We start from the raw sequence: 13,266 nt of genomic DNA on the forward strand, positions 1-13,266 counted from the left end.
TCCCAATCAAAAAAGCCTCTTGCAAGGTTATTGCTAGAGGCTTTCGATACTGCGATGTTGGGATCAGGTGTTTATAGATCGAACTTTACTTCGTCTACTAGCTTTAAAGCGTTAGGAACCTCCGCTGCGATCTTCTCCAGAGAAATACTGTCTTCCTTGAATTCGCCCCAACTTTTGACCAATGTGCTCGCTTCCACACTAGGATTAACTGGGTATTCCATATTCAATTTGGCATAAAGAGATTGGGCTTTGTCAGATGTTAAGAACGCCAATAGTTGTTGCGCTGCGGCTTTATTCGGAGCGTACTTAGCGATTACCACACCTGAGACATTAATGTGAGAGCCACGGTTGTCTTGGTTTGGAAAATTAAGTTCAACAGCATTAGCCCAAGGGATTTGATTTTCATCTTGTAACATTTTGCCTAAGTAATAGCTATTGCCCAAAGATACATCACACAGTCCTTCTTTGATGGCTTTAACTTGAGCGCGGTCATTACCTTGTGGTTTGCGTGCAAGGTTTTCTTTTACATCTTTCAGCCATTGCTTGGTTTGCGCTTCGCCATTATGAACAATCATGGATGCGATTAGGCCAAGGTTATATGGGTGCTTACCGGAGCGGGTACAAATTTTACCTTTGAATTTGTCATCGGCTAAATCTTCGTAATTAATATTCAATTTACCTTGGCGCTCTTTGGAGCTATAAACGTTACGCACGCGCTTCGTTAGCGCTAGCCATTGCTGTTCACTATCCCGAAATTGTTTAGGTACATTTTCTTCGATGCCATTAAGGCCATAAGCCTGAGTGAGACCTTCCTGCTTCAATTGCATGAGCTTAGCAAAATTAGAGGTTAATACCACGTCTGCAGGGCTTAATTGTCCTTCGCGTTTAAGACGTTGAATTAAGCCTTTTTTGGCAAATACCACACGCGTTTCAATACCCGTTTCTTCGGTAAATGTTTTGAGAATAGGCTCAATTAAAAACGGTTGGCGGAAACTGTATACATTGACCGTAGTTTGCGCGATAGAGGTAAATGAAAGCAGTAGTAGAGAGAGTAATGCAGCGATGCGCATAAAAGCTCCTGTCGTATTTAAACTAAGTGATAATTATTATCAATATTAACTCTGCACTGGTCCACAGACAAGCGCGACTGGGCTTTTTTCACAGTGAATGACTTATACCATGCGTCACATAAGGGTTCGCTATATCACTGAGGATTTTTCACTAGCGATGCGATATGTTGGACCTGACGTTCTATCAATGCTTGGTAGTTAGGGATAAGGTTTTCTGCCCAATAGGTCTTCAGCGCTTGGCCTGTGATGGCGTTGCCCATGGTTTGATGAGCGCTGATGACTAACTGATTGCCTAGATGGCCATCTTGCAGTGCTTGCTCACTGATCAGTAGGCGATTGGCTTGGCTATGACGACACAGTTGCGCTGCGATATGAATAGCATCTCCCACAGCATCATAGCTCAATTCATCAGATTGGCTGCTGCTTGCTAGTAAGTCGCCAGTATGAAGACCGAGACGAAAATCCAGAGTGGTTAATCCCTGCGCTTGCCGTTCGTCATTAAATTGATTGATCAAACCGATAATCAACAATGCTGTGCAGGTTCCATGGAAGCTGCCTTTATCATCGCTTTGTGCAATGCCAAATACCACCATAACGCCATCTCCAGCATATTTATCAACATGGCCGTTATATAGTTGTGCCGCTTGATTGATGAAAAAGTAGTAGTCATTCAAAAGTGCTGCCAGTTCGCTTGGATTTAACTCAGTTTGAGCTGCTTGTACACTAACAAAATCAATAAATAGGATGGCGCCATGAGTATAGTGATTACTGAGTTCACTCAGGGGGCGATCTTGTGATGTGTCATCCATATATTCCATTTTTGGTGTCATGAATTTATTCAATGCTTGATACATGGCTTGTTTAGCTTGTTGTTGGCCATGATATTGCTGCAAGGCCTCGCTAAGTTGATTGAGTTCAGCCGTTTTATGTTGCGTAATGGCATAGCCTTGCTTGCCAAGATTTAAAACGTCTTTGCTCGAATCCTCAATCGCACGACCCAAACGGGTGCCAATTAGCCAGGCAAGCGTCAAACAAATTACCACCAGCAAGCAACTCAATACGGCCCATAAACCGTATATCTGAGCAATACGTTGATCCAAAGCAGAAAGATCTAGGCGTACATCAAGAAAGCCAATGACCTCATTTTGGTAGCGAATGCTCATGGGTTGCGTGGTTTCGCTGTTAGCGCCTTGTCCTTGGGCTGCAATGACTTGGTTGTTGAGATCATAGACTGCGGCATAGGCCACATCATCATATTCAACCAATCCATTTAAGATGACATTAAGGCTCAACAGATCTTGGGAAAATATTGCGTCGGCAGCTTGCTGGCTGGCTTGCTTGCTCAGGGTATAACGCATGTTTTGCGCTTGTTGCTGTAGATGGGCCTTAGCACTGTTGGCCACGGTAAGCCCCACTAGTAGGCTGGCGAGAATAGAAAAAATGACGGCTAAAGCAATGGCACGGTGTAAAAAAGGCCAATTTTGTTTTACTTGTTTCATGGCATACAGCTAACTAAAAATAAGGCTTCATGGTAATGGCTTATGCTTGGAATTAGTAGCGTCTAGAACGCAAATTGGCGTTTTTAGCTGGCATGAAATGGTTTATCATAGCGGACTTTGATGTAGTCCAAAGATTTGCCCTAACCTAGAGGTATCCCCATGAGTGATAGCAACCTTACAACAGAAGAAAAATTAGCCAAGCTAGAAAAAGGCTTATTCTTGATGAGCAAAGATCGTGAACGTGCTTTGTCTAACCACGAAACTGAAGACTTGATCGAAGAGTTGCGCGGTGTTGTTGCAGAATTGAAAGCAGAAGTGAGCAAAGCTTAAACAAGCTTTCGATCTGCATATTAAAGGTGGCCTAAGCCACCTTTGCTACCTCCTCTGCACTGTCCAATGACCAGGATTGATCTGTGAAAGAAGTTGTTCTGATAAAAATAAGTGGTGAAGATAAACCCGGTGTCACCGCCTGTATTACGGGAATTTTAGCCCAGTATGGGGTGAATATTCTGGATATTGGCCAAGCCGAAATTCACGATAACTTATCCTTAGGTATATTGGCGGAAATTGGCAGCGAAGGTGAATCTGCTGCAGTTTTAAAAGACGTATTATTTAAAAGCCATGAAATGGGCATGTCGGTGCGTTTCACACCGGTTTCTAAAGAAAAATACAGCCACTGGGTCGCGGCGCAGGGTAAGCAGCGTCATATTATTACATTATTAGCCCGTCGCTTAACGGCAGAGCATATCTCCCGAGTGACCCATGTTGTGGCCGCTCATCAACTAAACATCGATAATATCTCTCGCTTGTCTGGACGAGTAGAGTTGGAAGACGATGGCGATGATAATAGCAAAGCCTGTGTAGAATTTTCCGTGCGTGGCGATGTTGATCAAAGTGCGCTTCGAGCAGAGTTTTTAGACATCTCTAGTGAGTTGGGTGTTGATATTGCGGTTCAAGAAGACAGTCCTTTCCGTCGCAACCGCCGTCTTGTTGCGTTCGATATGGATAGCACCTTGATCGAAGCAGAGGTCATTGACGAGCTAGCAAAAGAAGCCGGAGTAGGTGACGAGGTGATTGCGATTACCGAGAGTGCTATGCGCGGTGAAATTGATTTTGACGAAAGTTTCCGTCGTCGTGTTGCTTTACTTAAAGGGCTAGATGAATCTGTGCTGCAAGGTATTGCGAATCGCTTGCCGATTACAGAAGGCGCCGAACGCTTAGTATCGACATTGAAGAAACTGGGTTATACAACGGCGATTTTGTCTGGCGGTTTTCAGTATTTTGGTCAGTTCTTACAACAAAAACTAGGCATTGATCATGTTTATGCCAATGAGCTAGAAATTGAAAATGGCAAAGTAACAGGTAACGTGACGGGTACAATTGTAAATGGCGAACGTAAAGCCTATCTATTGGAAGAGATTGCCAAGAGTGAAGGTATTTCTTTACAGCAAACCATCGCTGTCGGAGACGGAGCTAATGATTTGCCTATGTTGAGTAAAGCGGGCTTAGGCATTGCTTTCCGAGCCAAACCACTAGTACGTGAAAACGCAGAGCAAGCCATCTCCACTTTAGGCTTAGATGGTGTACTTTATTTGTTGGGTATTCGCGATCGCGATGAAATCTAGCCTTGTATCAAGGGCTCTGGTTTATGAATCCCGAACCCTTGAACATAGTCAACCTGCAACTCTTTGAGCAGTGCGACGACTTCCTCCGTTTCTACAAATTCTGCTGTGGTACTGATCCCCATTGATTTAGCAACTTTGACAGCAGATTCAACTATCGCTTGATTAACGCTGTTATGGTGTAGGTCTTTAATAAAAACGCCGTCTATTTTAAGGTTTTGTATTTTCATTTGTTGCAAATAGCTGAATGATGAGGAGCCTGTTCCAAAGTCATCAAGCGAAATTCGACAGCCCATATCTCGAAGAGCGCTAAGTATGATATTGGTTGTGCTTAAGTGTTTGACGGCTTCCGTTTCCGTTATTTCAAACTGCAATCGTGATGGAGTTATTTGATAAGTGTCAATGAGATGCTGCAAATAGTTGATGCACGATGGGTCACTTAGTGTTGCACCGGATAAATTAATGGCAAAGCTTGCTTGTTCTTCAGGATAATCAGCCAAATAGGCTATCGTATTTCGAAGTACCCAATAATCAATTTTACCCATGATGTTGTATTTTTCAGCTGCGGCAATAATAGCCCCAGGCGCACTGATGCTCCCATCTGGATTTTTCAAGCGTAGCAATATCTCATAATAGTAATTTTTGTCCGATGCTATGCGTTGGACTTTCTGCTTATAAAGAGTAAAACGGTCTTCGGTCAGTGCTCGATTTATTTCATGTACTCGCCTCATATCTTGTTGACGTTGAATAATTCGGTCATTGAATTCACTGAATGTAATAACACAGTTTCCACCTTGCTCCTTACATTCGAGCATGGCTAGGTCCGCAGCACTATAAATGTCCTCGATGGATTTAAAGGAACGATTGATTTCAATAATGGCGATAGAGCATGAACTACTAAACTCGTTCTCAGCCCACGAAAAGTATGAGGATTCGATATTTTCACGAATAGTATTTGCATATCTAATCGCGTCATCGATATTGCGCAATGATGAAAGTAAAATGAATTCATCTGAATTAGACCGAAAGCATTGAGTGTGGCTGTTAGGTGATAGCAGTTTTGCAATGTGTTTTAGAAAACTATCCGCTCCGGAATGTCCACACAATTCGTTTATCAATTTAAACTGATCGATGTCAATGTAGAACATAAACATGGATTGCTGGGAGCGAATTACAGTTCTAAGATACTTAGTAAGTTCCCGACGGCTATAAAATCCAGTCACTTGGTCAAAACGAATTTCTTTTGATAGACGACTAGTTAGCACCACAATTAAGCCTACTGCCAAGACAATGCATAGACTAATGAATAGTATTATGCTAATGAATGCAGTTTTTAGTCTTGCTAGTGTGTCATTAACTTTCTGATCTCCCGTTAGCTTTATTGCATCAGTTAATGCATCCAATGTATCAGTGGGCGCTCTATCTATGCCTCTTACTTGTTTGTCAGTAGCAATGTGACGGTCCGTCTGGGTTTCAAAAAACACCATCAGTGCTTTTCGATATTCCGCACCTAAATCATCATGGGCTTTCAAAAAATCCTTGGCTAAACGATGTGCAGGCGAATCAGGTTCTAGACGTTGTAATAAATCATGGACGGTAGTGCGGACATAGGTTTCTTCGTCCAGAAACTGTGCAAGATAGTTGTCATAATCTTTATTATCATGCCCACGTAAAAGTACGTTCTTCCATTCTTGTACTTGTTTTTTAAAGTGGACTTGAGCTTCTCTGGCCAATAGCATCTCATGGTATGCATCGGATTGTGCGTTAAGAGCGGTCTGAGTTGTTTGCTCACGCAATATTACTGCGTAAATGGCTAGTCCTATCGTAATACTTGTTACGATGAAAATGGCCGAATATAGGCTGCGCTCTCGATCCATGAGTTGTCCTACTATGAAGTTATAGCTTTGAGTGTAGCAGAGGAATTTAGACGTCTAGGCTTGTTTAAATGTGATCGCTTGGGTCTACATCCAAACTCCACCTCACTTTATTAAAGCCCTTCTGCTGGTAGAGTAGGGGCTCGATGTTTTTCAAAAAATTCTGTAATCGGCTTCTTTGGTGGCTTCTAATCCATAGTTGACTTCGAAATCGACCAGCTCGAAGTTCCATGGGAGAGGGGAGCGGACCAATAAAACTTATTCCATTTTCGGTTAAGGGTTTTATGTTTTGTAGCAGCCGGTGTAAATACTGTTCTGCTTCTTTTGGATTGGGACTATCTGCTCGCACTAATGCTTGATGGGCATAGGGCGGAAGACTATGCAGTTTTCGTTCTTCTAGTAAGGCCAATGCAAGAGCGTGGTAGTTTTCTTCACTTAATAAATGCAGTAACGGATGGTCAGCGAATTCAGTTTGAATGATTGCACGTCCGCCATGGCTTTCTCGCCCTGCACGGCCTGCTACTTGTAAAATAAGTTGAGCCGTTTTTTCCATAGCTCTGAAGTCGGCGCTAAAAAATCCACTATCTACATTGAGCATGATTACCAGATTCACTTTGGGGAAGTGATGACCTTTTGCCAGCATTTGTGTTCCTACTAAAATACATGGCTCGCCATTGTGTACAGGTTGTAATAGCTGCTCCATAGCATCTTTACCTTGAGTGCTATCGCGATCAATACGAATCACTTTGTGTCGACGGAAACGGTATTCCAAATGGGTTTCTAAACGTTCGGTTCCCGCGCCCATGGCTTGTATGCGTGTGCTCAGACAATTAGGGCATTGATGAGGTAAGGTTTGCTTATGGTCACAGTGGTGGCAATGCAAATGAGCAGGCTTTTGGTGCAGTGTCATGCGCGCATCACAGCGTTTACACTCGCTAATCCATCCACAGTCTGGACAATATAAGGTGGGTGCAAAGCCTCGGCGGTTAATGAAAACGAGGGCTTGATCACCTTGTTCTAGTGTTTCTTCTATATGTTGTAACAACTCGTCAGCAATCCCGTGCTCGACAGATTGTTTTCGAATATCGTAAATTTCAAGATTAGCCGGTGAAGCATCTCCTGCTCGTTGTGTTAGCCTGATATGTTGGTATTTTTTAACTAGCGCATTGTGCAAACTATCTAGGCTGGGGGTTGCCGAGCCTAAAATAATAGGAATATTTCTTTTTGCTGCACGAATAACGGCGATATCACGACCGTGATAACGAATCCCTTCTTGTTGCTTGTAACTGGCGTCATGCTCTTCGTCTACAATGATGAAATCCAAGTTTGGCATTTCTGTAAAAACGGCGCTACGAGTGCCGATAATAATTTGTGCCTTTTCATTCTTATGTCTAGACGCTTGTAGCCAAGCGTTTAAACGTTGTTGGTCGTTAAGGCCGCTATGTAGCAATAAAATATCTGCGTTAAAGCGCTGCTGAAAACGCTGAACTGTTTGCGGTGTAAGGCCGATTTCGGGTATCAATACCAGTACTTGTTTTCTTTGTGTGACCGCTGAAGAAATGGCCTGCAAATACACTTCTGTTTTACCTGAGCCTGTAACCCCTTCAAGCAAAACTGGGTTAAACCCGTTTTTTTCGGAAATACCTTTTAGCGCTTGCTCTTGCTCTTTATTCAATGCTAAAGCTTGTTCTACAGAATCGCCACATAAGGCATTGAAGTTATCTTGCCAGAGTTCACTAACAAGTTGCTTGTCAATGAGCTGTCCTATAATGCTGGGTGTAAAACCGGCGTCTAATGCTTGCTTGTGGCTGACCTTGTGATTTTGTTTTTGCAACCATTCTAAAAACGCTTTTTGTCTTGGTGCCCGCTCGACTTTTTGCCAATCTAAGTGCTCCAAGCAATAGTGCTTTTCTTGCGTCGCTTTTGCTGTTTGGCCTTTTCTTAATAAAACAGGCAAGAGAGTAAATAAACACTCACCAACAGGCTGGTGATAATATTCGTGCAACCAAAGCCCAAGCTTCATCAGCTCACTACTCAACACAGGTGAATCATCGATGCGTTCTTTGATGGGTTTGATCTTATGGGGCGCTATGTCGGGCTGATTGTGGATATCTAGGATCAGGCCAACTTCACTGCGCTGACCAAATGGTACATTAACGCGCATTCCTATCTGGTAGTCATGCATGCGGGAATTGGCCAAAGGTTCATAGTCAAAGGTTTGATTAAGGGGTTTGTCTAAGGCAATGCGTAGATAAAAAGGCGTGGACATGTGGGTTCTCAAAACTGCCTAATACTTAACCAAAGTACCCATTATAACTGCATATGGGCCTCTGGAGCTGACTACTGTTGCAGATTGCAACAAAGAAAGCAAAAACCATCAAAATTGTTCATTCTTAGAGCAAATCATTACTTGTGTATGAGGCTCACTTTGGTATCATTCGCCGTCCCTAGAAATCAGTCTAGTCCTGCGGTGCTTATGAGGCTCGGTGCTTTTTAATAATGAAAGGCAGTTGAGAATAAGTGGCGGCAAGGGTGAAGAGGTTATTATGCAACACGATATTCAACCAAATTACGAAGAATTGGTAGCAACTTGTTCTTGTGGCAACGTTGTTAAGACTCGCTCTACTAAGCCAGGTACTATGCACTTGGACGTATGTTCTGCTTGTCATCCGTTCTACACTGGTAAGCAGAAAGTGATGGATACCGGTGGTCGTATCGATCGATTCAAGAAGCGTTTCGGTGGTCGTGGTACTAAAAAGTAAGCGATTTTTGCTAACGCATCTAAAAGAGGCTCACAGTTATGTGGGCCTTTTTTTATGCCTGAAAAAAGTGATTAAATCCTGTTTGTCGTTTTATGCGAAAGCGATTTTGGAATAAAACGCCAGTAAAAAGATGTTTTCCGAATAAAATTTGATATTGGACAATATGCGTCGGATTAGATGGAAAAACGGATAAAGAATGACGAATTAATTACGATTCGGGGTATTATGACTGGCTAAATTGCGTAATAATACGCGACCATCGTCAGAAGGCGAGCCTGGTTGGCCCCAGGTTGGTGAAAATTAAAACACTAACGGAATTGTCAGAATGTCAGATTTTAAACAAGACGCTCTTGATTACCACGCGAATCCTAAACCAGGGAAAATCAGCGTTGAACTCACTACTGCAGCTGACTCTGCACGCGATTTGTCTCTTGCTTACAGCCCAGGTGTAGCAGAGCCGGTCAAGGCCATCGCTGAGGATCCAGAAAACGCATACAAGTATACTGCGAAGGGCAACCTTGTAGCAGTAATCACCGACGGAAGCGCCATTCTTGGTTTGGGTAACCTAGGCCCCTTAGCCTCTAAGCCGGTGATGGAAGGTAAATCTCTATTATTCAAACGTTTTGCGGGTATTGACTCTATTGACGTTGAAGTTGAATCTGAAAGTCCACAAGCCTTCATTGATACTGTTCGCCGTATCGCGAACACTTATGGCGGTATCAATTTAGAAGATATTAAAGCGCCTGAGTGTTTTGAAATTGAACGCACTTTGATTGAGCAATGTAATATCCCAGTATTCCATGATGACCAACACGGTACAGCGATTGTAACCGTAGCAGGCATGTTGAATGCTCTCGAAATTCAAGGTAAGAAAGTAGACGAAGCCAAAATGGTTGTATTAGGCGCAGGCGCCGCGGCAATCTCTTGTGCCAAACTATTGATTCTTGCTGGCATGAAACCAGAAAACATCTTCATGTGTGACCGCAAAGGTGTTATTCACTCTGGTCGTGATGATCTAAACCAGTATAAAGCAATGTTCGCAGTTGATACGGACAAGCGTACCTTTGAAGAAGCACTTGAAGGTGCTGATATCTTCCTAGGTCTATCCGGTCCTGACATGGTAACTGGTGAGCAAATCAAGACTATGGCAGAAAATCCTGTGGTATTTGCTTGCGCTAACCCAGTTCCTGAAATCATGCCTGAGATTGTTGCTGAAGTTCGTCCAGACGCCATTATGGCAACTGGCCGTTCAGACTTCCCGAACCAAGTGAACAATGTATTGGGCTTCCCATTCATCTTCCGCGGTGCACTGGATGTTCGTTCTCGTGCTATTAACGAAGAAATGAAGTTGGCAGCAGCCAAGGCATTGGCAGACTTAGCTCGTGAGCCAGTTACACAAGAAGTACTAGATGCATATGAGCTAGATAGTCTTGAGTTTGGTAAAGATTACATCATTCCAAAAGCCGTCGATTCACGCTTATTGGGTGCAGTATCTACCGCGGTAGCGCAGGCAGCGATTGATACTGGTGTTGCTGATGGTCCATTACCAGCTAACTACCCACTTAAATCGATTTCTGATATCTAATTAGAATTGCTTTAAGTTTTATAAAAAGCCGATGCTGTGAAAATAGCATCGGTTTTTTTGTGCTTAATGTTTAGTGCTTAGTTTTCAATATCGTCATTCTCCGGCGTCGCGAAGCGACAGACCGGAGAATCCATCACTCAGAACAAATAACTCGACGTTCATCACTATTGAAGTGGATTCTCAGTCGAGCTGAGAATGACAACCAGATTCGTCATACCCGACTTGATCGGGTATCCATTGTAGAGTTTTAAATCAATTGGATGGATTCTCAATCAAGTTGAGAATGACGGTTTTGCTTGACTAGAAAGTTCAACACTCAGCATTCACAATTCAAAACTCAAATAAGCTCAACACTCAACAAGTAGCCAAAAAAAAGGCTTCCCGAGGGAAGCCTTTTTTAATCTATCTCGTTTAAGAGATGATTACTTCTTAGCGTTACGCTCTTTAACCTGCTCAATTACTTTTTCAGTAATTTGTTGAGGGCAAGGCGCGTAGTGTGCGAACTCCATAGAGAACTGACCACGACCAGAAGTCATCGTACGTAGGTGACCGATGTAACCAAACATTTCTGATAGAGGAACGTTGGCTTTAACACGAACACCTGTTGCACCCGCTTCTTGACCTTCGATCATGCCGCGACGACGGTTCAAGTCACCGATAACGTCACCAACGTGGTCTTCAGGAGTAAATACATCTACCTTCATCACAGGTTCAAGAAGTTGAGGGCCGGCTTTAGGCATAGACTGGCGGTATGCACCTTTTGCTGCGATTTCGAACGCTACAGCAGAGGAGTCAACCGCGTGGAAGCCACCGTCGAATAGTTCGATTTCAACGTCCAGCATTGGGAAGCCTGCCAAAGGACCTTCTTGCATCATGCCAGCGAAACCTTTTTCGATAGCGGGGAAGAATTCCTTAGGTACGTTACCACCCACAACAGTAGAGGTGAACGTGAAGCCAGAGTTTTGCTCGCCTGGCTTGATACGGTAATCAATTTTACCGAACTGACCAGAACCACCAGATTGTTTCTTATGCGTATAAGAATCTTCAACTGGCTGAGTGATGGTTTCACGGTAAGATACCTGTGGTTCACCAACTTCTAGCTCAACACCGTAAGTACGCTTAAGGATGTCTACTTTGATATCTAAGTGAAGTTCACCCATACCTTTAAGGATGGTTTCACCAGATTCTTCGTCAGTTTCAACGCGGAAAGATGGATCTTCTGCAACCATTTTACCAATGGCGATACCCATTTTCTCAGTAGAGCCTTTATCTTTAGGCGCAACCGCGATAGAGATAACTGGATCTGGGAATACCATGGCTTCAAGAGTACATGGGTTTTTCTGATCACATAGAGTATGGCCAGTTTGTACATTCTTCATACCTACAACCGCGATGATGTCACCGGCTTGTGCGAAATCGATTTCGTTACGATCGTCTGCTTGCATCTCAACCATACGGCCGATACGTTCAGTTTTACCAGTAGCACTGTTAAGGATGGTATCGCCTTTACGCATCTCACCAGAGTAGATACGGATAAAGGTAAGAGCACCGAAACGGTCATCCATGATTTTGAATGCAAGGGCACGTAGAGGTTCTTTAGGATCAACCGTCGCCACTTCACCGGTTGGGTTGCCTTCTTCATCAGTAAGAGGCTGAGGGTCAACTTCAGTAGGAGATGGTAGGTAATCAACAACCGCATCGAGAACCAACTGCATACCTTTGTTCTTGAATGCTGAGCCGCAATAAGTTGGGAAGAATTGAAGTGTGCGTGTACCAATACGTATGCACTCTTTGATTTGCTCTTCGGTCGGTACCTCGCCTTCCATGTAAGCCATCATTAGGTCATCGTCCATTTCAACAGCGCTTTCGATTAGCTGCTCATGGTACATCTCAACGTCGTCTACCATGTCAGCAGGCACGTCTTGTACTTCGTAGTTTTCAGGAAGACCTGTGTCATCCCAAACGTAAGCTTTCTTGGTTAGTACGTCGACAACACCAACAAAGTTATCTTCTTCACCGATTGGCAAAGTCATAACTAGTGGGTTCGCGCCAAGCACTTTCTTAACTTGCTCTACTACGTTGTAGAAGTTAGCACCCAAGCGGTCCAGCTTGTTTACAAAGATCAGACGAGCAACTTCAGATTCGTTAGCGTAGCGCCAGTTGGTTTCTGATTGAGGCTCAACACCACCAGAACCACAGAATACACCGATACCGCCGTCTAGAACTTTAAGAGAACGATATACTTCAACAGTAAAGTCCACGTGCCCAGGGGTATCGATCACGTTTAAACGATGTTTTTTCCATTCACAAGTAACGGCTGCAGATTGGATGGTGATACCGCGCTCAGCTTCCTGCTCCATGAAGTCAGTGGTTGATTCACCTTCGTGTGTTTCGCCTAGCTTATGAATTTTACCGGTTAGCTTAAGGATACGCTCGGTAGTGGTAGTTTTACCCGCATCTACGTGGGCGAAAATACCAATGTTTCTGTATTTGGATAAGTCAGTCATATTTTGCTCAAAATTAGCATGGAAAAAATCGCCGCAGATTTTAAAGGCTTTAGGCCTGACTTTGAACTAAAAAATGATCGAATTTGCATTAAATTGAGGTTTTTTTGCTTTAAGTGAGCTTTCAGCGTCGTTCCGGCCTGTTTATAGCTGTATGAGGTCTTGGTTATAGGGTGTGGTTATGGCGTCGCTTATTTTTATAGTCTGAGTGATAGATTCTTGTACCTATGTTTTAGTATTTGCGATCTGTAACAAAATCTTTGTTCAAATCCCTATGGTTTGTGGCTTTAATCACAGTAGTTTGATTGGATTTGGCCGAAAATCACCCAGCGCATCAAGCGTGATCCAGA

9 protein-coding genes are annotated in these 13,266 nt (G+C 43.4%); 4 read left to right on the forward strand and 5 right to left on the reverse strand.

Annotated elements, in window-relative coordinates:
• Positions 1–71: 71 nt before the first annotated feature.
• Both HF888_RS01545 and HF888_RS01550 read right to left on the reverse strand, forming a co-directional pair.
• Positions 72–1,070 carry an extracellular solute-binding protein gene (locus HF888_RS01545; RefSeq protein WP_007017849.1) on the reverse strand — a complete coding sequence of 333 codons (999 nt, stop codon included), beginning with the start codon at positions 1,068–1,070 and terminating at the stop codon, positions 72–74.
• Between the two features lie 134 nt (positions 1,071–1,204).
• Positions 1,205–2,569, reverse strand: coding sequence for an adenylate/guanylate cyclase domain-containing protein (locus HF888_RS01550; RefSeq protein WP_007017850.1), 1,365 nt, complete (start codon positions 2,567–2,569; stop codon positions 1,205–1,207).
• Positions 2,570–2,728: 159 nt separating this feature from the next.
• On the opposite strand from HF888_RS01550, the gene HF888_RS01555 reads away from it, so the two are divergent.
• Together HF888_RS01555 and serB are read left to right on the forward strand one after the other, a co-directional pair.
• A complete protein-coding gene (locus HF888_RS01555) occupies positions 2,729–2,899 on the forward strand; it encodes a hypothetical protein (protein WP_007017851.1) in 171 nt (56 codons plus the stop codon).
• 83 nt (positions 2,900–2,982) lie between these two features.
• Positions 2,983–4,194, forward strand: coding sequence for a phosphoserine phosphatase SerB (gene serB, locus HF888_RS01560; RefSeq protein ID WP_007017852.1), 1,212 nt, complete (start codon positions 2,983–2,985; stop codon positions 4,192–4,194).
• Here the strand turns inward: serB and HF888_RS01565 are convergent.
• A complete protein-coding gene (locus HF888_RS01565; RefSeq protein ID WP_007017853.1) occupies positions 4,191–6,068 on the reverse strand; it encodes a putative bifunctional diguanylate cyclase/phosphodiesterase in 1,878 nt (625 codons plus the stop codon). The two genes, serB and HF888_RS01565, sit on opposite strands and share 4 nt — an antisense overlap.
• Before the next feature lie 64 nt (positions 6,069–6,132).
• On the reverse strand, positions 6,133–8,334 hold the full coding sequence (locus HF888_RS01570; RefSeq protein ID WP_007017854.1) for a primosomal protein N': 2,202 nt from the start codon (positions 8,332–8,334) through the stop codon (positions 6,133–6,135).
• A 277-nt stretch (positions 8,335–8,611) separates the two neighbouring features.
• On the opposite strand from HF888_RS01570, the gene rpmE reads away from it, so the two are divergent.
• Together rpmE and HF888_RS01580 are read left to right on the forward strand one after the other, a co-directional pair.
• On the forward strand, positions 8,612–8,827 hold the full coding sequence (rpmE, locus tag HF888_RS01575) for a 50S ribosomal protein L31 (RefSeq protein WP_007017855.1): 216 nt from the start codon (positions 8,612–8,614) through the stop codon (positions 8,825–8,827).
• 325 nt (positions 8,828–9,152) lie between these two features.
• The gene (locus HF888_RS01580; RefSeq protein WP_007017856.1) at positions 9,153–10,412 is read left to right on the forward strand and encodes a malic enzyme-like NAD(P)-binding protein; all 1,260 of its coding nucleotides are present in this window, start codon (positions 9,153–9,155) and stop codon (positions 10,410–10,412) included.
• Positions 10,413–10,834: 422 nt separating this feature from the next.
• Here the strand turns inward: HF888_RS01580 and fusA are convergent, their stop codons facing one another.
• Positions 10,835–12,919 carry an elongation factor G gene (gene fusA / locus HF888_RS01585; RefSeq protein WP_007017857.1) on the reverse strand — a complete coding sequence of 695 codons (2,085 nt, stop codon included), beginning with the start codon at positions 12,917–12,919 and terminating at the stop codon, positions 10,835–10,837.
• Between the last annotated feature and the right edge of the window lie 347 nt (positions 12,920–13,266).

Origin of the sequence: Bermanella marisrubri (assembly GCF_012295615.1) — a bacterium.
In the GTDB taxonomy this organism is placed as follows: Bacteria; Pseudomonadota; Gammaproteobacteria; order Pseudomonadales; family Oceanobacteraceae; genus Bermanella; species Bermanella marisrubri.